Origin of the sequence: Streptomyces umbrinus (genome assembly GCF_030817415.1) — a bacterium.
Classification (GTDB): Bacteria; Actinomycetota; Actinomycetes; order Streptomycetales; family Streptomycetaceae; genus Streptomyces; species Streptomyces umbrinus_A.
In genome coordinates this window covers 11,721,878-11,740,000 of the sequence record NZ_JAUSZI010000002.1, presented here as the reverse complement: position 1 = coordinate 11,740,000, position 18,123 = coordinate 11,721,878, and the positions used below count along the sequence as shown (strand labels likewise).

General features: G+C 68.6%; 17 protein-coding genes. 9 read left to right on the top strand and 8 right to left on the bottom strand.

The genetic code is table 11. From position 1 onward, the window contains the following. Window positions 1-168 precede the first annotated feature (168 nt). On the bottom strand, window positions 169-3,486 hold the full coding sequence (locus QF035_RS52255) for a S8 family peptidase (RefSeq protein WP_307529969.1): 3,318 nt from the start codon (window positions 3,484-3,486) through the stop codon (window positions 169-171). Window positions 3,487-3,990: 504 nt separating this feature from the next. Between QF035_RS52255 and QF035_RS52250 the strand changes: the two genes are divergently transcribed. From QF035_RS52250 to QF035_RS52220, 7 genes are all read left to right on the top strand, one after another. After that, window positions 3,991-4,671, top strand: a complete 681-nt coding sequence (locus QF035_RS52250) for a response regulator transcription factor (RefSeq protein ID WP_307529968.1) — start codon at window positions 3,991-3,993, stop codon at window positions 4,669-4,671. After that, window positions 4,658-6,169: a sensor histidine kinase gene (locus tag QF035_RS52245; RefSeq protein WP_307529967.1), complete on the top strand. Its 1,512-nt coding sequence runs from the start codon at window positions 4,658-4,660 to the stop codon at window positions 6,167-6,169. The genes QF035_RS52250 and QF035_RS52245 overlap by 14 nt, the downstream gene beginning before the upstream one ends. 301 nt (window positions 6,170-6,470) lie before the next feature. Beyond that, window positions 6,471-6,608 (top strand): hypothetical protein, encoded by a 138-nt coding sequence (locus QF035_RS52240; protein WP_307529965.1) that lies wholly within the window; start codon window positions 6,471-6,473, stop codon window positions 6,606-6,608. A gap of 170 nt (window positions 6,609-6,778) precedes the next feature. Next, complete coding sequence (locus tag QF035_RS52235) at window positions 6,779-7,177, top strand: hypothetical protein (RefSeq protein ID WP_189845164.1); 399 nt, start codon at window positions 6,779-6,781, stop codon at window positions 7,175-7,177. Then, window positions 7,174-7,365, top strand: a complete 192-nt coding sequence (locus tag QF035_RS52230) for a helix-turn-helix transcriptional regulator (RefSeq protein ID WP_307529962.1) — start codon at window positions 7,174-7,176, stop codon at window positions 7,363-7,365. Before QF035_RS52235 ends, QF035_RS52230 begins: the two co-directional genes overlap by 4 nt. Before the next feature lie 128 nt (window positions 7,366-7,493). Beyond that, window positions 7,494-8,078: a DinB family protein gene (locus QF035_RS52225; protein WP_307529961.1), complete on the top strand. Its 585-nt coding sequence runs from the start codon at window positions 7,494-7,496 to the stop codon at window positions 8,076-8,078. Window positions 8,079-8,196: 118 nt separating this feature from the next. Then, on the top strand, window positions 8,197-9,120 hold the full coding sequence (locus tag QF035_RS52220) for an IS5 family transposase (protein WP_307517465.1): 924 nt from the start codon (window positions 8,197-8,199) through the stop codon (window positions 9,118-9,120). Window positions 9,121-9,366: 246 nt separating this feature from the next. Here the strand turns inward: QF035_RS52220 and QF035_RS52215 are convergent, their stop codons facing one another. Together QF035_RS52215 and QF035_RS52210 are read right to left on the bottom strand one after the other, a co-directional pair. Continuing rightward, window positions 9,367-10,053 (bottom strand): transposase, encoded by a 687-nt coding sequence (locus QF035_RS52215; protein ID WP_307529959.1) that lies wholly within the window; start codon window positions 10,051-10,053, stop codon window positions 9,367-9,369. 117 nt (window positions 10,054-10,170) lie between these two features. Further along, complete coding sequence (locus tag QF035_RS52210) at window positions 10,171-10,857, bottom strand: TetR/AcrR family transcriptional regulator (RefSeq protein WP_307529957.1); 687 nt, start codon at window positions 10,855-10,857, stop codon at window positions 10,171-10,173. Between the two features lie 109 nt (window positions 10,858-10,966). Here QF035_RS52210 and QF035_RS52205 point away from each other — a divergent pair, with 109 nt between their 5' ends. Both QF035_RS52205 and QF035_RS52200 read left to right on the top strand, forming a co-directional pair. Continuing rightward, entirely contained in the window at window positions 10,967-12,100 is a 1,134-nt protein-coding gene (locus QF035_RS52205) for an FAD-dependent oxidoreductase (RefSeq protein ID WP_307529955.1), read from the top strand. Between the two features lie 428 nt (window positions 12,101-12,528). Beyond that, window positions 12,529-13,551, top strand: coding sequence for an Lrp/AsnC family transcriptional regulator (locus QF035_RS52200; protein WP_307529953.1), 1,023 nt, complete (start codon window positions 12,529-12,531; stop codon window positions 13,549-13,551). Between the two features lie 57 nt (window positions 13,552-13,608). Here the strand turns inward: QF035_RS52200 and QF035_RS52195 are convergent, their stop codons facing one another. The 5 genes from QF035_RS52195 to QF035_RS52175 all read right to left on the bottom strand — a co-directional run bounded on the left by QF035_RS52195 (window position 13,609) and on the right by QF035_RS52175 (window position 18,114). After that, complete coding sequence (locus QF035_RS52195) at window positions 13,609-14,616, bottom strand: homoserine dehydrogenase (RefSeq protein WP_307529951.1); 1,008 nt, start codon at window positions 14,614-14,616, stop codon at window positions 13,609-13,611. 32 nt (window positions 14,617-14,648) lie between these two features. Beyond that, on the bottom strand, window positions 14,649-16,028 hold the full coding sequence (locus QF035_RS52190) for an aldehyde dehydrogenase family protein (protein WP_307529949.1): 1,380 nt from the start codon (window positions 16,026-16,028) through the stop codon (window positions 14,649-14,651). Continuing rightward, window positions 16,025-16,459 (bottom strand): thiamine pyrophosphate-dependent enzyme, encoded by a 435-nt coding sequence (locus QF035_RS52185; RefSeq protein ID WP_307529946.1) that lies wholly within the window; start codon window positions 16,457-16,459, stop codon window positions 16,025-16,027. The genes QF035_RS52190 and QF035_RS52185 overlap by 4 nt, the downstream gene beginning before the upstream one ends. 151 nt (window positions 16,460-16,610) lie before the next feature. Next, window positions 16,611-17,144 (bottom strand): thiamine pyrophosphate-binding protein, encoded by a 534-nt coding sequence (locus QF035_RS52180; protein WP_307529945.1) that lies wholly within the window; start codon window positions 17,142-17,144, stop codon window positions 16,611-16,613. A gap of 13 nt (window positions 17,145-17,157) precedes the next feature. Further along, window positions 17,158-18,114, bottom strand: coding sequence for a threonine ammonia-lyase (locus QF035_RS52175; RefSeq protein WP_307529943.1), 957 nt, complete (start codon window positions 18,112-18,114; stop codon window positions 17,158-17,160). Window positions 18,115-18,123 lie beyond the last annotated feature (9 nt).

The window sequence follows — 18,123 nt, the reverse complement described above, 5'->3', positions numbered from 1 at the left end:
CCCCGTCGCGATCACGCCCCGCACACGAAGAGGCCCCTGCTCATCGAACAGGGACTCCCTTTGCCGCAACGCACTCATACCCGGATGGCCCGCCGGAAGCTCTGCTTCCGGCGGGCCATCCGTGCGTTTCAGCGTTCAGCGAACCTGTCGGTGATCCACCGGATCAGGTCACTTCCCGTAGTACGCGTTGTAGATCGAGATCGTCGACTTGTTGCCCTTCTTGTCGGCGATCTTGGCGTGGAACGAGATCCCCTTGCCCTTGGCGGGGTTCGTGATCGCGATCTTGCCGTTCTTGACGGTGACCTTCTTCCAGGTCTGCCCGTAGTCGTACGACACGTACACCGCCAGGGACTTCAGGTTGCTGCCCGCTGCCGAGCCCTGGACGGTCACCGGGACGGAGACCTTCTTGTCGGCCGGAGCCCTGCTGTCCAGGCCGACGGCCGCGTCGAAGCGGATCGAGGACGCGGGCAGCTTGGCCAGGTCGGCCTTCTTGGAGCGGAAGGTCCAGCTGGCGTCGACGCGGGTGGAGGCCGCGGCGACCTTGACGGTGCGCTTGACCGAGGTGGTCAGCTTGTACGCGGCGTCACCGGCCGGGACCTTGAAGGTGCCCGCCCCTTCCAGTGGGTCGCTGTTCGATCCGACCTTGGCGCCGTTGCGGTAGAGGGTCGTGGTGGCCGACGAGTAGAGCGAGGAGCCGACGTGGGTCTGTCCGTCGGCGAACAGCGGCAGGGAGCCGTAGATGCCGTTGCCCTCGCGGTAGATGCCCAGGCCGGAACCGATGCGCGGGCCGAAGACCCCCGCGTTGAAGGTCTTTTCGTAGCTCTTGCCGGCCTTGAAGGTCTGCGGAGTGCCGAGCATGTATTCGGCCTCGACGATCGGGAAGCCGTCTTCGTCGAGCCCGCCGTGCTGCTCGAAGTCGAGCTTCCACTTCGCCCCGCCCGCGGTGGACAGGTGCAGCGTACGCGTGCCGGGCAGCGTCTGCTGGATCCCGGTCGGAAAGTAGCCTGGACTGCCGGGCAGCTTGCCCTCGGCGAAGATCGCGCCCTTCTTGCCGCTCGACGAGGCGCCCAGACCGGTCTTCACCGTGGCCAGTTCACTCGCCTTGTAGTGCTTGGTGTAACCGGTGGCGAGCTGCTTGACCTTGCCGCCGACGATGATGTCGTACTCCTCGGCGGGCTTGGCCCAGAGACCGACCCAGTCCTGGTACAGGGTGCCGTCGGTGACCTGCGGGCCGGCGTGCGCGGTACGGAAGTTGGCGTACGAGTCCAGCTCCCAGCCGAACCCCTCCCAGCCGTCCGCCGTGCCGACGGTGTAGGTCGGCGAGACGGCCCCCGCCTTCGCCGCAGCGTCGGGCACGGTGATGTCCACCGGCTTGGCGGTCCGCGCGTCCACCGTGATCGTGGCCTTCTTGGTGATGCTCAGCTTCGGCTGCGCCACCCAGTCGATACCCTTGGCGGCGTCCTCCGGGTCGCCCAGGATCCCCGTGTTGAAGATGTAACCGCCCTTGGGAACACGGACCTTGACGGTGCCGGACTCGTCGTAGGGCGAGTAGTACTTGTCCTGGGCGAGTCCGGATACACCGACCAGGTTGGCGCTGTAGTACTTCGCCGGGTTGCCGTCACGGCCGAGGAACTCCAGCGTGACGTCGTACGCCTCCGTCTCGCGCTGCACCGCCGCCGCCGTGCGTACGCTCTGGCCGCCGCCGGTCGCGGTCACGTACGCCGAGTAGGTGCCGTCGAGCGTGCCGCCCACCCGGGTGTCGGCCGTGAGGTCGGCGGAGGCCGAGCCGCCCGCCGGGACGGTCAGCGTCCTGGCGCCGAGGGTGAAGAAGCCGGCCGGCGCGGCCTGCCCCTTCGGGTCGGTCGCCGTCACGGCGAGGCTCAGCGTGACGTCGGCCGTGCCGAGGTTCTTGTACGTGACCTTCTTGGTCGCCGGGGTGTCGTCGGTGTGTGGCCACTGCTGGAGGCCGAAGCTCACCGACGACGGGTCGGCGATCACGGTCTGCTTGATGGCCTTGTCGACCTGGATGCGGCCCGAACCCTGCTGGAACGGCGTGTACGTGCCGCCCTTGGCGGAGCCGGTCAGCGCGCCCTTGAGCTGGGTGTACGTCCAGGCGGGGTGCTGCTGCTTCAGGATGGCCGCGGCGCCCGCGACATGCGGGGTGGCCATCGACGTACCCGAGATGCTCACGTAGCCGGCAGGCTTCTCGCCGACCTCCTGGGCGATGACGCTGCCGGCCGCCGAGGCGGCCGTGATGTCCACGCCGGGCGCGGTCACGTCGGGCTTGATCTGCCCGTCGAGGCCGGGGCCCGTGCTGGAGAACTCGGCCAGCTTGTCCATGTCGTCGACGGCGCCCACGGTGAGCGCGGCTTCCGCGCTGCCCGGGGAGCCGATCGTCTGCTCGCCCCCGTCGTTGCCCGCGGCGATGGCGAAGAGGACGCCCTTCTCCTTGGACAACTTGTTGACCTGGGCCTCAAGCGGGTCGATGTCGGGGGTGTCCTCGCCGCCCAGGCTGAGGTTGACGACGTCGGCGCCCTGCTCAGCCGCCCAGTCCATGCCGGCGAGGATGCCGGAGTCCTCACCGAAGCCGCTGTCGTCGAGCACCTTGCCGTTGAGCAGCTTGGCGCCCGGCGCGACGCCCTTGTACTTGCCGGCCGACTTGGCGCCCGTACCGGCCGCGATGGACGCGACGTGCGTGCCGTGGCCGTACTTGTCGCTCGCGTCGGGGGACGGGGAGAAGTTCTTCTCCCCGACCACCTGCTCCTTGAGGTCCGGGTGGGTCGCGTCGACACCGGTGTCGAGGACGGCGATCTTGACGCCCTTGCCGTTGTACCCGGCGGCCCACGCCTTGTCGGCGCCGATCTGCGGAACGGACTTGTCGAGGCTGGCCTTGCGGACCCCGTCGAGCCACACGTGGGCAATGCCGGCGGCGGTCCTGGCGCCACCGGACCGCGTGTCGGTGACCGCGGCCCACAGGTCGGGCGCGTCCCCCCTGGGCGTCAATACCGCGTCCGCGTTCAGCGACGTGAGGGTCCTGCGGACCTTGGTGTCGCCGGCGTCGCGGACGTCCGCCTTCGCGGCCGAGGCCGCGCCGCGGTAGCCGACGATCAGCTTGAGGCCCTGCTTCTGGGCCTTGCGGTTGGTCGACTTGTTGAGCTCGGTGACGTCGAAGAGCCGCTGGTCGAGCTTGCCGCCGGCTATCAGCAGCGCGGCGTCGGCCGGTACGACGAGGGTGTGTCCATCGGTCTTGCGGATCTCGACGGGTATCCTCTCGCGGCCCTTGGCCCGCTCCAGGCCGATGACACGGCCCTTGGCGTCGACGACGACGCGGTCGCCGGTGATCAGGGTGATGCGATGCTTGGGCGTGAGCTGTACGGCCTGGTCAACGGCCGTGTGCTCGGTCTCCGCCGACGCCGGGCCGGTCATGCCCGCCGCCAGGGCCACAGCTGCCGCCGCGGCGATGGTGGCCGCGCACGCTCTTTTCACTTGTCTGTGCAAGTCTCCCCCTGGAGGCTATCTGAGAACTTGTTGTCTTCCGGGTGTAATCACTGGGTTTCTGCTGGTGAGGCGTAAATCTGCCGCCGACCGCTTCGCCATCGACGCGGTGTTCCTCATGTCGGCTCGTAAGGGCAAGGGTTCGCTTTCGCTCGCCCGCTCGGACCTCCCCATCGCTTGTGGCGTGATGATGGCCCGTCGTGCCCTTGAGCTTGACCAACTCGGCTCAGCACCCCCGGCGTCACCGCAGACGCGCCCGAGGCTGGGGACCGCCATCGGTCACAGGCCGGAGCGGTGACTGACGACGGGCGCGTGCGGGAGGGGAAACCGTCCTGGCCGCGGCGGGGGCACCTTCAGCAACGGACATCGGTGGCAGGGCCTTTCCATAGTGGCGAAGAGACTCGGCCAGCATGCCGGGACCTCGTTGACCGGTTGCTGATCCAACCTGACCGGTCGATCAGGAAGGCGGGCCGGCGCTGTGCGAGGCTGCACCGCATGCGCATCCTGGTGGTCGAAGACGAGGTGGACCTTGCCCACACCCTGCACACCGGTCTGACCGCCGAGGGCTACAGCGTCGACCTCGCCCATGACGGCCGGCAGGGACTGTGGATGGCCCGGACCGGCGAATACGCCCTGGTCGTACTGGACTTGATGCTGCCCGGACTCAACGGCTACAAGGTCTGCGCCCAGTTGCGCCGCGAGGGCAACGCGACCCCCATCCTGGTACTCACCGCCAAGGACGGGGACTGGGACCAGGCAGAGGCCCTGGACACGGGGGCCGATGACTACCTGGCCAAACCCTTCTCCTATGTGGTGCTCGTCGCACGGCTGCGGGCCCTGGTCAGACGAGCCGCCGCGGTCGCCCCGCCCGTCCTTGCCGTGGGCGACCTCTCGCTGGATGTCGCAGGCCGGGTCTGCCGCCGGGCCGGGGCCCGGGTGGAACTCACGCCCCGGGAGTTCGCCGTGCTGGAGCTGCTGGCCCGCCGGGCGGGTCAGGCGGTCTCCAAATCGGATCTGCTCTATCACGCGTGGCCCGACGAAGCCCTGGATCCCAACCTGGTGGAGGCGCGCGTCAGCGCACTGCGCAAGAAGGTGGACGCCGCGTTCCACCGGCAGTCCCTGCAGACCGTACGGGGTACCGGCTACCGACTGGTGGACGACCGTGAACGCGACTGAGCCGCGACGCCGCTGGTGGCCGCGTTCGGTACGAGCCCGCACGGCCCTGGCCGCCGCCTCGGCCGCCGCCGTCATCCTGGCCGGCATCGGCTGGTGGGTACACCACGACGTCTACCGCGAGAGCACAGGGATCGCCCAAGGGCAGACGCAGAAACAGTTCTTGGCTCTCGTCGATCAGCTGGAGAAGGGTGCGGTTCCCGCTCGCCGAAGCACCGTGCCGTATGAGATCGTCGCGACCGGCCGACGCGCCGCCGTCGCCTACGGCGGAGGCATGGAGGAGTTCGATCCCGGCACCCGCCATGTGCTGCCCGCCCCACCGAAGGCCGAGTTGCCCGCCCCACCGGACGAGGGGCCGAACTGGGGCTATACGACCCGTCCCGTGCGCCTGCCGGCGCGCCCCGACTCCGCACCCGGGGACCGGTTCGGCAAGGACGGCGGAACCTACCAGGTCATGTACGACGATGTCAGGGCCGATGAACTGAGCAGCGACACAGTCGCCGCTCTGGGTGTCGCCGCCGACGCCCAGCTGCGGGTCTATGTGGTGGTGCTCCCGCACGCAGCCGAGGACATCGCCGGGACCATCACCGAGGCCACCGACCTCCTGCTGCTGCGGGCCGGGCTCGTCGGCCTCGTACTGATCGCCGCCGTCGCCTACTTCGCCGTCCGCATCGCGCTGCGGCCGGTCGAAGCCATCCGCGTCCTCACCGCCTCGGTCACCGCGAGCGACCCCCGCGAACGCGTCACCGTCCCCGCCGCGGGACACGAGATCACCGCCCTGGCCACCACCATCAACACCACCCTCCAGCGCCTCGACAACGCCGCCGCCCAGCAACGCCGCTTCGTCGCGGACGCCGCCCACGAACTACGCAGCCCCCTCACCACACTCCTGGCCAGCCTGGAAGTCGCGCTCGCCTACCCGGAACGCACCGACTGGCCCGCCGCGGCCACCACCGCCGCACGACAGACCCGCCGCCTCCAGGCCCTCGCCGAAGACCTGCTGCTCCTCGCCCGCCTCGACACCCGCACCCCCACAGCCGGCCCCGACACCGTCGACCTCACAGCCCTCGCCTCCCGGCTGACCGAGCAATACCCCCTCACCGAACGGCCCTTGACCCTCACCTGCGACAGCACCACCCCCGCACACGCACACGGAAACCCCGACGAATACGAACGACTGCTGCGCAACCTCATCGACAACGCCGCCCGCCACGCCGCACACCGCATCCAGATCACCGTCCGGAACCAGGACGCCTGGGTCGTCCTCACCGTGCACGACGACGGACCGGGCGTGCCCACCGAGGACGCCGAGCGCATCTTCGAACGCTTCGTCCGGCTCGACGACGCCCGCTCCCGCGACCACGGCGGCACCGGCCTGGGCCTCGCCATCGCCCGCGACCTGGCCCACCGCCACCAAGGCACCCTCACCCTCACCCCCCGGACCCTCGGCGCATGCTTCCAGCTACGCCTCCCCCAAGCCCCAACCCCAGCCGAGGAATAGCGCGCTTCACCCAGGCAGCACTGGCCGCCTGATGAGACACCGGTGGTCGGCCCAGCGCAAACGGCACGGGCGCCGCCAATTGCATCGGATGCGAACTGGCGACAGTTGCTGTGTCGGCACCGGCGAGGGCGGACAACACCTCGCTGAACAGGGATGTCCGGAACGTTGCGTCGCGCGACGGTAGCGGCTGGCGAGACCCGATAGTCAGCCGCTGTCACTCGTCCGGATGGACGACTGCGGTTTCGCTGCCGCGTCGCATTCGATGCGATTTTCTCGCATCGGATGCGAGCTACGGAGAGGGGTGGACAGCGAGGTTCAACGGAACGGCCCGGGGGCGGCGAGACTGTACCTCACGGACGGCGCCGAGGAGCTGTACAGCGACAGCGCAAGCAAGCTGTCCGACGGCATCGGCCGGATCTTCGACGCCATGACGGGATAGGGCGACCACACCAACATCGCCGCCGCCCTAGGCCACACCGCCCGCGACTGCCGCAGACCCTTGACCGCCCTCGGCCTCACCGGATGAACCCGGACAGAAAGCGATCATGCAAGGGACCCTGGCCTCCTAGCGTGTCAAGTACACTTGACATCGCTCCGAAGGGGGCTTCCGTGCAAGCGCACAACGAGATCAAGGCGAGCGCTCGGCTCGTGCTCTGGACACTCGCCTGGGCGGCGACGGTTGCCCTGGCCAAGTTCGGCCCGCGACTCCTTTGGGATCCGCCACAGCAGGTGGCGAGCTGGGCCGCCGTTGCCGTCAATCTCGCCGTCGGCATCGGCTGGATCGTCGCCTTCACGGGCTTTCTCCGCGCGCTCGATGAGCTGCAACGGAAGATCATGCAGGACGCGCTGGCGGTCACCCTCGGCGTGGGGTGGGTCGTCGGATTCTCCTATGTCGTTGCGGACGCTGCCAGCCTCGTCGCCCGCGATGTCGATATCGCCGTCCTCCCCGCGCTCATGGGAGTCGTCTTTATGATCGCCTTCGTCGTCGGCAAGATCCGATACCGATGAAGAACCGCATCACGGACCTTCGCGCCGAACGGGGTTGGACGCAGGCCGACCTGGCTCAGCGAGCCGGCGTGTCCAGGCAGACGATCAACGCCATCGAAACAGGGAGGTTCGACCCAAGCCTTCCCCTCGCCTTCCGTCTCGCCAAGCTCTTCGACCTGAGGATCGAAGAACTCTTCCTTGACGAATGAACCCCAATGCGTTTCTGATCAATAGCAGGTCAGGGCCGCGGCCATGTCCAGGCCTCGGCTCTGCCAGTCGTTGCGGACCACGTACGGGATCTTGAGACCACGAGCAGCCCATGGCAGGCTCATGCCGCATGATCGATGGATTCGCGAAGGACAACCTGCACGGGAGACTGCGGCGGGACCGCCAGGCGCTGCTCTGGAAACTCAACGGCTTGTCCGAATACGACGCCCGCCGGCCTTTGACGGCGACCGGGACCAACCTCCTCGGCCTGGTCAAACACGTGGCCACTGTCGAGGCCAGGTACTTCGGTGAGGTCTTCGACCGCCCTTCCCCGGAACCGCTGCCCCGGTGGCAGGACTACAACGGCAGCGATCTGTGGGCGGCCGAGGACGAGACCCGCGATCAGATCATCGGGTTCTACCGGCGCACGTGGGAACACTCGGACGCGACGATCAACGAGCTTCCCCTTGACGCCCCCGGCCACGTGCCGTGGTGGCCGGAGCCTTGTCCCAACACGAATCTGTTCGCCATCATGGTCCATGTCCTCGGCGAGTCCAACCGGCATACCGGGCACGCCGATATCCTGCGCGAGGGCCTCGACGGCCGGACCGGGGTGCGCGCCGAGCACGAGAAGCAGATCGACGAGGAAGCTCGTGCAGCTTACTGCGCGAAGATCGAACAGGCCGCCAGGTCGGCCGCACCAGTCAAGGCTTAGAGCCCGTGAACAAACTGATCGTTGCGGGTGGGTGGGAATCGGTGAAGTGACGTGAACGGCCAGGACCTCTTGGTAGCAACTGCGGTGTCGAAGCCCAGTCGCGCCAAGAGGTCCTGTCATGCCGTTGTACGCCCCTGCCATCACCGCCGTCACCCCGGATGCTCAAGCTGACTGCTCCTGCCTGGCCTGCCGGTTCGGTCACGGCCGCCGTCATCCGGCCCGGTCCCGCCGCTACACCTCGGACACCACGGATGCGGAGTGGCAGGTCATCGCGGCGGTGCTGCCGTGGCCGGCCTGGCTGGACGGCAAGGGCGGGCGGCCGGAGGAGTACTGCCGCCGTCTGATCGTGGACGCGATCTTCTACGTCGCGGACAACGGCAACAAGTGGCGCAACCTGCCGGGCGACTTCCCGCACTGGCGCACGGTGCACACCATCTTCACCCGGTGGTGGCAGGACGGAAGCGTCGACGCCATCCACAACGACCTGCGTGACGAGGTCCGCCGGTCCGAGGGCCGGGACACCGACCCGACCGCCGCGGTCATCGACTCGCAGTCGGTACGCGCTGCGGAGACGGTCGGCTCCGACAGCCGCGGGTACGACGCGGGCAAGAAGGTGGCAGGCCGCAAGCGCCACGTGATCGTGGACACGATCGGCCTGCTCCTGGTCGTCATGGTCACCAGCGCGAGCGTGCAGGACCGCGACGGCGCCCGCCCTGCGCTGACGCACCTGCGTGACCTCTTCGAATCGGTCAGCCTGGTCTGGGCCGACGGCGGCTACGCCGGGAAACTCGTCACCTGGGCCAAGAAGAAGCTCCAGTTCACGATCGAGATCGTCAAGCGCAACGACGACGTCAAGGGCTTCGTGGTACTGCCACGCAGGTGGGTGGTGGAGCGCACGCTGTCGTGGATCTTCCAGCGCCGCCGCTGCGTACGCGACTACGAACGGTTACCCGAGCACCACGAAGCCATGGTCAAGTGGTCCATGATCATGCTGATGTCACGGCGCCTGGCGGGCACGAAGGACGCCAAACACCGGAAATGATCAGTTTGTTCACGGGGTCTTAGAGGCAATGCCGTTGCGTCATGGGTCTGTGGGCTGGGGTCGTTGACGAGGATGGCCTGCGTGCCGGTGCGGGTGGGCTGGGGCCAGCGACGGTGTTCAGCCCGTTCGAGCCAGTAGTTGGACATCTTGCGTTTGACCACACGGGGCTGTCTGCGCAGGCGTCTGGCGGGAAGGGGCCTTTCCCGCAGGTCTTCGTGGAGTAATCGCAGTGTCTGGACCACGAGATCAGGGGGAAAAGCTGCCGGGCGTGACGGTCACACTGCGGCGAGCGGAGTGCAGGGACTCGGTGAAGGACACGCGGCCAGGATCGAATTGGCGGGTGGCAGCGGTTCTCAGCATCGGCTCCCGCAGTGCATGGTGGACCAGGAGATGGGCCCAGATCTGCTGCAGGACACCGTCGGGTGTCTTGCTGCTGAGGACCCCCTTCGCGGCGCGCTGGTGGGTTTTGATGTCGGCGAAGACGGATTCGATCGCCCGGCGTTCGCGGTAGAGCGCGGTCAGTTGCCGGGCCGGATGGCGTCGGACGTCCAGGAGGCTGGTGACCAGGCGATACTCGCCCGCAGCGGCCGTCCTGACCATGTCTTTGCGCTGGTGGGCCAGGACACGGACGTCGACTGGGTCATGCCTGGCAGGGTCAGTGTTGGCATGGATGGAGGAGAGCCACGATCGGTCACGCAGTTTCTTGCGGACCGGCAGAACGCGGTTGGCGGGCACCTCCACAACAGGTCGGCCCCGGTGGCGGTGAAAGCCCGCCACGGCGGGACGCCGAGGAACTCGCGGTCGGCCAGGACGAGTTGGCCTGGCCCGCCGGAGCGGGGTAGATGACCCACCAGGGTCATCTACCCCGCTCCGGCAGCCGGCGAGTTCCGCATCCAGAACCGCATGGCCGCCCACCTCCACCAGAGCGGCCATCCGCACCTGCACAAAAGCGCTCTCGCCCCTGAAGGTCAGCCGAAGCCGGCATCGCGCCGCGGCGTACGGATGCGCACCAGCAGGCGGAGCCGCGGGGACAACGAGTGTCGGGGCCGTCTAGCACAGGGCTGAGATGCCGGCGAGAAAGATGTCTACCCCGACGAGGAACTGCTTGCGATCGTCGTGCTCGCCCAGCTGAGTCGCCGCCGCGTGCACAAACGGGTACCGGCCCGAGTCGATCTGCGCCCATTGCGTGGCGGCGTTCTCCAGAAAGGTCTCTCGGTCCGTGTCGCTGCCCGTGCGCAGCCGTGCGTTCGCGGCGTTCTGCGCGGCGACGCCGAGGACGTAGTTCACGAGCGTGCCTGCCGCGTCGAAGCGCGCTTTTTCCGGAACACCGAGGGCGTCCAGCAGGCGGCCGACACTCTCGTAGAAGTCCAGCAGCGCCGGCCGCCACGGTTGGCGGGAGAATTCCGCACCGACCCATGGGTGAGCGTCGATTGCGTCGAACAGACCGAGGGTGAGGACGCGCAGAGCAGTGCGCGGATCCGTGTCGGCGACCGCGCCGGACACTACGCCGGTGATGACCTCGTCAGCGGCCGTCGCGAGCAGATCACTCTTGTCCGCGACGTGGTGGTAGATCGCCCCGTAGCCGGTGCTCAGGCGCACGGTGAGTGCGCGCAGCGTCAGCGCCTTCTCGCCGCCGCTGTCCAGCATCTCGATCGCGGTCTGGATGATCAGCTCCCTCGACAGGCTGTCCGTCCGCCGCGGAGCCCGCTCGGATCCCTTCGCTGTTCTCTTCACCATGACCCCAGCATCGCACGAATGGAGCGTCGATCCAACTTAGTGCTAGCGTGATTGGAGTGGCGATCCAAAGAGGGCGTCACGGCACCCCACGAGGAGCTAGGAAGACACCATGACGACACCTGTCACGATCATCGGAGCAGGTCTGGGCGGCCTGACGCTGGCCCGTGTACTGCACGTGCACGGCATCCCGGCCACGGTCTACGAGGCGGAGCCCGCACCGGACGCCCGCCGTCAGGGCGGCCTGCTAGACCTGCACCCCCACAGCGGGCAGGCCGCTCTGGAAGCAGCCGGACTGCTCGAGGAGTTCCACAAGCTGACCCTCCCGGGCCGCGAGGCGTACCGGGTCATGGATCAGGCGGGGAACGTGCTGCTCGACCTGCCTGACGACGGAACCGGCGAACGCCCGGAGGCACCGCGCGGCGAACTGCGGCAGATACTCCTCGACTCCCTGCCCGCCGGCACCGTCCGCTGGGGCCGCAAGGTCACCGCCGTGCGGGCCCTCGGCGATGGCCGCCACCAGGTCGACTTCGCCGACAGCACCACCACCGTCGCGGACCTGCTCATCGGCGCCGACGGAGCCTGGTCGCGCGTACGACCGCTGCTCTCGAAGGCCACTCCGGAGTACTTCGGCATCTGCAGCGTGGAGACGTTCCTCTTCGACGCAGAAGCCCTCCACCGCGGTTCCGCGGAGGCGGTCGGAGCCGGCTCGCTGTTCGCGCTCGCACCGGGCAGGGGACTGCTGGCCCACCGTGAAGACGGCGGAACCCTGCACACCTACGCACAGCTGAAGAAGCCCCAGGACTGGTTCACCGACTTCGACACCACTGATGCCGCAGCCCTCACCGCACGCGTTGCGAGGGAGTTCGACGGGTGGGCTCCCGCACTCACCGCACTGATCACCGACAGCAACACCCCGCCGGCCCTGCGCCCCGTCTTCACACTGCCGGCCGGGCACCGCTGGGACCGCGCGCCTGGAGTGACCCTGCTCGGAGATGCCGCCCACCTCCGGGCGCCGAACGGCGAAGGCGCCAACCTGGCCATGCAGGACGGCGCCGAACTCGGCCGGGCCCTCGCCTCGCACCCCGGCGATGCGGAGACCGCGCTCACCGCGTACGAACAAGCCATGTTCGCCCGCGCCGCCGCTGTGGAAGCGGACGACGACGGCTTCTACACGATCATGATCGACGACCACGCGCCCCACAGCTTGCTCGCCCTCATGACCGGAGCCGAACCAAACGTGTGATCCGCAGCTGCGCGTACAGCGGCAGGCCGGCCCGACGCAGTGCCCCGCCTCGTGCTGCGAAGTGCGGTCCGTCAGCATCGGCTCAGCCCTGGTGGCCGTCTTCGTCCTCGTCCAGCTCCGGCGCATCCGGGTCGCACAGCGGACGCAGGGCGCCGACCGCCGGGGGCGAGGCGGTGAAGCTGTAGCGGCCCCGATGCCCGCGACCTGATCGTCAACTGCGTTGAGCCAGCCCAGGTCAGAAGGTTCGGTCCGGCACGGGGCCCCTCCCCCACAGCAGGGCTCACGAAGAACTCACAGAGACGGCGGGGTCCCGAGAGCATCGGTCGTGTCGGCTCAGGGCAGCGCCACAATCCAAAGAATCAGATAAAATACTGCACGAACTCAACGAGAATGATGTCTCTAGTGCACGAAAGGGACGACGGCGCGGCATGCGGGACTCCCCCTTCGATGAACTCGACATCGCCATCGTGGACGCCGTGCGCTCGGCCCCGCGCGTGAGCTGGCGCAATCTGGCGCCAGTGCTGGGCGTGGATCCGGCAACCATCAGCCGTCGTTGGTCTCGCATGCAGTCCGAGGGAGTCGCATGGGTCACGGCCCACCCGGCAGGGAGCGCGACACCCGACTGTGCCCTGGTGGAGGTCACCTGTGTCCCGGGGCGATCGGGCACGGTGGCGGACATCCTCGCCGCGGACACCGAGGCTGCCACCGTCAAGTTGACCTCCGGTGCACGGAATGTCGTGGTGCTGGCGCAGGCCCCGGACTTCGAGGCTCTCTCGAGCTACCTACTCGACCGGGTGGAGCACGTCCCCGGGGTCACATCCATACAGAGCCACATCGTCACGCGGTCGGCCCTGGAGGCCAGTCGGTGGCGCGAGGGTGCACTCAACGAGGAGCAGCGCCGGCAACTGCGTACCGACGCCGGGACCCGACCGGATCACGCCGCCGCCCTCCAGGCCCCCGACCATCGCATCATCCGGGCGCTGAACATCGACGGACGCATGTCGTTCGAGCGGATCGCCGCACAGGTCGATCTCAGTCCCGTCGCCGTGCGGCGCCGGTTGACACGGCTGGAGGAGGCGGGACTCATCATCTTCCGCTGTGACACCTCGCGTCTCATCTCGGGACATGCCATCGCCGCCGTCTACTTCGGGTCGCTCGACGCCCACGAACTCGAGGAGGCCGAGGGGCGGATCCGTACACTGCCGGGAGTCCGGGCGTGCAGCATCGTGGCCGGTCCTCACAACGTCATCATTGACGCCTGGCTGCGGTCGACGGCGGAGACGCACGACCTGGAGCGGAAGATGAGACAGGTCCTGCCCGCTCTACGGATTCAGGACCGGTCGCTGGTTCTTCGTACGGTCAAACTGCTCGGCCGCGTCCTGGACTCAGAGGGAAGGTCGGTGCGCTCCGTGCCGCTGCTGGCTGAGGACTTCGAAGCCGAGCATCGGTGACGTCGGCTCCCTGGTTGGACCGCCCGGCAGTGCACGTGGGTGTGGAGTCTCGTCGTATCAGAAGAATCCGGTGCGGGGAGCTGTGACCTCGATCGTGTCCTTCACCAGGGCGAGAGCGGCCCCCAGCGGACTTGAGCGTCCCCCGCTCACGGTCACGTCGCCCGCGTCCGGGCAGCCGAACACCACTGCCTTTTCCGGCCCGTCGAGCGCGTGCAGGGGGTCGCCCGGCTGCGTCTCCTCCAATCGGACCCGGACGAAGTAGGGCTGGTCCACGGATGCGCCGGCGACGGCCCGCAGTCGGCGACCCCGGGACACCGCGCTCAGGGCCTCACTGGCGGTGTCCTCGATCACCGGCTGCGTCTCCACGCGTACCAGCGCCGGATCCCATCCCCAGGCCAGCGCGGCCAGCAGCCGCACCTTCGCGGCGGCATCCTCGCCGGACAGGTCGGCCGAGGGATCCGCTTCCGCGATTCCCCGGCGCTGCGCCTCGCGGATCGCGTCACTCAACGAGTCGCCCTGGGCAAGCCGGTCGAGGACGAACGTGACGGTGCCGTTCGGGCAGGCCCGGATCGTCTCGCAGCCCATCCCCCGCAACGCCGTTCTCGACAGGTCTCCCGCCGGCAGGGCCGCCCCCGTCGCCCCGGAGATCCTGATCATGACCCCGAGCCCGCGGGCCGCCTCGTCGAGTTCGCGCCAGTGGCCGAGCAGATGGCTCTTGGTTGCCGTGACCACATGGACTCCTTGGCGCAGCGCCTCGACAGCCTCCTTCGCGGCCTGCTGCCGGAGTTCGGGCGAGGACGGAATCGCCTGGACGAAGACGCGGGCAGCGGTCTGTTCGAGTGTCTCCGCCAGCGAGACGAGCGGGCCCCATGCCGAGCGTGGCGGTACCGGCTCATCCCCGCGCAGCCAGCACTGCGCCGAGCTCGCACGGATGGCACGGACCCTCGGCCGTACTCCGTGTTGGCGTGCGAGCTTGTCCCCCTGTCGAGCCAGGTGGTCCACGAAGGCCTGGCCGACCGGGCCGTAGCCGGAAAGCGCCACATCGGCCTGACTCACTTCACCCATGAACCTCTGCTCCGTTTCGTCCGTGCGAGCCTTCACGTCTTCCGTATCCGCAGCGCCTGGATGTTGGCCAGCTCGTGGACCCCCCACTTGCCCAGCTCGCGTCCGTAGCCGCTGGCCTTGATGCCGCCGGCGGGCAGGCGGGGGTCGGTCGCGGAGATCGTGTTGATGAACACCGCTCCGGCGTGGACCCTGTCGCTCACGGACGAGGCGTGATCGCGGTCCGTGCTCCATACACTGCTGCTCAGCCCGTACCGCGAGGAGTTCGCGAGGGCGATGAGCTCTTCGTCGTCCGCACCGGTCGTGAGCGCGCCGAGCGGACCGAACGTCTCGTCGGTGAGGAGGACCGAGTCGTTCCCGTCCACTTCGACGATGGACGGCGAGAACCACGCTCCCTGAGCGGACTCGGGCGCCTCGGCCTGCGCGATCACGCGGCCGCCGGCCGCCAGGGCCCGGGCACGCTGCTCACTCAGGGAGTCACGCAGGTCCTGGCGCGCGAGCGGGCCGACCTCGGTCGTCTCCTCCGCCGGATCACCGACCCTCAACTCGCTTACATGCGGCACCAGTTCGTGCACGAACTGGTCGTGCACGTCGCGATGGACAAGGATCCGCTTCGCCGCGATACAGCTCTGACCGTTGTTGAGGAATCGGGACTTCACAGCGGCGGCGGCCGCGGCAGGGACATCGGCGTCGGCGAGAACGACGAACGGGTCGGATCCCCCGAGCTCCAGCACACACTTCTTCAGCGCGGCGCCGGCGCGCGAGGCCACAAGGGCGCCCACGCGATCGCTGCCGGTGAAGGTGACGGCGGCGACCCGGCTGTCCTCGATGATGTCCGACGCCGTCGGCCCGTCGACGACGATGGTCTGCAGGACGCCCGCGCCGAAGGCTTCCTGGAACACCTCCTCGACCGCCATGGCACTTCCGGTGACGGACTCCGCGTGCTTGAGGACGACGGTGTTGCCCGCCGCGATCGCGGGCAGCATCGCCCGGATCACCTGCCACCACGGGTAGTTCCACGGAAGGATCGCGAACACGACCCCGATCGGCACGACTCGGACCATCGCTGTGTCACCGTCGATGTCGAAGCTGTCCGGCCGCAGGATCTCGGGCAGTTCCTCGGCGTAGTGGCGGCAGGCGCTGACACACTTGTCGATCTCGGCCCGCGCCTGCCTGATCGGCTTCCCCATCTCCAGGGTGATGAGCGCCGCCAGCGGCTCCCGCCGCTCCACCAGGACGTCGCCGAGCCGGCCGATCGCCGCGACGCGGTCCTCCACACGGGACCGGGGCCACCGCGAGGCCGACGCGTCGTCCAGCACCCGGTCGATGGCTTCGGAAGTCGTGTACGGGTAGAAGCCCAGCTCGTAGCCTGTCGTGGGGTTGACCACGACGATGCTGCCGTCCCTCCCCGTCATGCCGCGACCGCCGATGCGTGGTCCTCGCGAAGCCAGCGGGTGAAGCGATCCGTGATCGAGACGGGGTCGATCAGCAGCTTCTCGATGCCTTCCGCGTTGCCTGCCTCGATCCGGGCATGCAGAAACGCCGGGCCCCGCACGATGAGCAGTTCCCCGAAGGCGGCCTTCAGTCCGTCGACGGTGGCCGTCGAACGCGTGGTCCATCCCACGGCGGCCGCGAACTGCCCGAGGTCGATCTTGGACGAGTAGGTCGGCAGGTCGCCGGTCGACCCGTACACCCCGTTGTCGAGCAGGACGAGGAGCAGGTTGTCCGGCGCCAGATATCCGCCCGTCGGGAGGACGTTCGGGTTCATCAGCAGCGATCCGTCCCCCTCGATGCCGACGACCTTCGGCGCGGAGGCGTCCACGCTGAGTGCCAGTCCGGTCGCCACCGATCCGACGAGGCCATCGCGTCGAGGAGGTACAGGTGGTTGTCGCTGTCCTTGACCGAGGCCAGCTCGCGGCTCGTCGCCGCGCACGTCACGACCACGGGATGCCGGACCGTCAGGTCCGCAAGGGCCCTGAGTGCTTCGATGCGCTTCATCAGGCGGCCTTTCCGTCGGTGTTCCAGAACGACCCGAGGACCACTACCGGGCGATACGTCATGACGGCGTGCACACCGGCTTCCTTCACGGTGTCGCGCCAGTCGTCGGCGCTGCTCCTGCGGTCCAGTTCGACGACGGGCAGCCCGACCGCGCGCAGCAGGGCAGGCACGGGCTGGCTGATGGAGTGGATCATCGAGTTGTACTCGCCGAGGCTCCCGCGGGTGTTCGCGAAGACGAGCAACGGCAGGTGGTAGGACGATGTGAACGTCGCGAGTGCCGTGAGGGCATTGCCGAATCCGTTGTCCTGCATGACGACGGCGCCGAGCTCGCCGGTGAACGCGACCGCCCCCATCACGCCGATCGCCTCCTCCTCCCGCGAGAGCGGTGTGACACGCGGTGAGACGCCGTCCGCACCGCCGTCGGTCGCGACCAACGAGTCGACAACCGGTGCCACGCTCACGGAGGGGATGTACCCGACCCGCGCGGTACCGGCCGCCCAGATGCCGTCGGCGACGGCTTCCGCATACGTCATGTACGTGCTCCTTTCACGTTGAGAGGCCGAGCGCGCGGGCGAGGACCGGCGGGTCGATGTTGCCGCCCGAGAGGACGGCGACCGCCCGCCCGTACTTCCCCGGCTCGGCGAGGTAGGCGGCGACGCTCAGTGCGCCGCTGGGTTCGACGACGAGGTGAGCACGGCGCGCCAGCGTGCCCACGGCAGCGAGGATGTCGTCCTCGTCCACCGTGACGATCTCGTCGACCGTCGCCTGGATGATGGGGAAGGTGATCTTGCCCACGACAGGTGTCCGCGTTCCGTCGGCGATCGTGCGATACGTCGCGTGCGCGTCCCACTCGATCCGGCGCCCGTTGGCGAGCGAGTCGCGCGTGTCCGCGGCCAGTGAGGGCTCGACGCCGACCACTCGGGTCCGGTGGGACAGGGTCTTCACGGCGACCCCCACTCCCGAGATGAGTCCGCCGCCTCCGATCGGCACGAGCACCGTGTCGATGTCGGACAGGTCTTCGAGTACCTCGACGGCGAGCGTCCCCTGACCGGAGATCACATCGGCATGATCGAAGGGAGGGACCAGCGTCATCCCCCGCTCCGCGCTCACGGCGTCTGCGACGAGCTCTCGTCGGGCGCCGGGGGCCATGATGACCTCGGCTCCCAGGGCTCTGGTGGCCTCCACCTTGACGGGCATGGCCTCCTCCGGCATGACGATCACGGCCCGGACGCCTGCCGCTCGGGCCGCCCACGCGACTGCCTGGCCGTGGTTGCCGCTCGAATGTGTGACTACGCCACGTGCCCTGGCGTCCGGATCGAGGCGTCTGATCGCGTTGACGGCGCCCCGCAGTTTGAAGGCGCCGATCGGCTGGAGGTTCTCGGCCTTCAGCCAGAGGTCGCCCGGCGCCCACGCGGCGGGCAGCAGCGGAGTCCGCACCACGTCCTCGGCGATCCGTACATGTGCTGCGCGGATGTCGCCGACGGACACTTCGAGATCAGACACTGTTCCTAC

Bases quoted from the DNA above. Each gene is read 5' to 3' on its own strand.
- QF035_RS52205 (WP_307529955.1), top strand. From the start codon at position 10,967: ATGACGACACCTGTCACGATCATCGGAGCAGGTCTGGGCGGCCTGACG.
- QF035_RS52200 (WP_307529953.1), top strand. From the start codon at position 12,529: ATGCGGGACTCCCCCTTCGATGAACTCGACATCGCCATCGTGGACGCC.
- QF035_RS52195 (WP_307529951.1), bottom strand. From the start codon at position 14,616: ATGGGTGAAGTGAGTCAGGCCGATGTGGCGCTTTCCGGCTACGGCCCG.
- QF035_RS52225 (WP_307529961.1), top strand. From the start codon at position 7,494: ATGATCGATGGATTCGCGAAGGACAACCTGCACGGGAGACTGCGGCGG.
- QF035_RS52190 (WP_307529949.1), bottom strand. From the start codon at position 16,028: ATGACGGGGAGGGACGGCAGCATCGTCGTGGTCAACCCCACGACAGGC.
- QF035_RS52215 (WP_307529959.1), bottom strand. From the start codon at position 10,053: ATGGCCGCTCTGGTGGAGGTGGGCGGCCATGCGGTTCTGGATGCGGAA.
- QF035_RS52230 (WP_307529962.1), top strand. From the start codon at position 7,174: ATGAAGAACCGCATCACGGACCTTCGCGCCGAACGGGGTTGGACGCAG.
- QF035_RS52220 (WP_307517465.1), top strand. From the start codon at position 8,197: ATGCCGTTGTACGCCCCTGCCATCACCGCCGTCACCCCGGATGCTCAA.
- QF035_RS52210 (WP_307529957.1), bottom strand. From the start codon at position 10,857: ATGGTGAAGAGAACAGCGAAGGGATCCGAGCGGGCTCCGCGGCGGACG.
- QF035_RS52180 (WP_307529945.1), bottom strand. From the start codon at position 17,144: ATGACGTATGCGGAAGCCGTCGCCGACGGCATCTGGGCGGCCGGTACC.
- QF035_RS52250 (WP_307529968.1), top strand. From the start codon at position 3,991: ATGCGCATCCTGGTGGTCGAAGACGAGGTGGACCTTGCCCACACCCTG.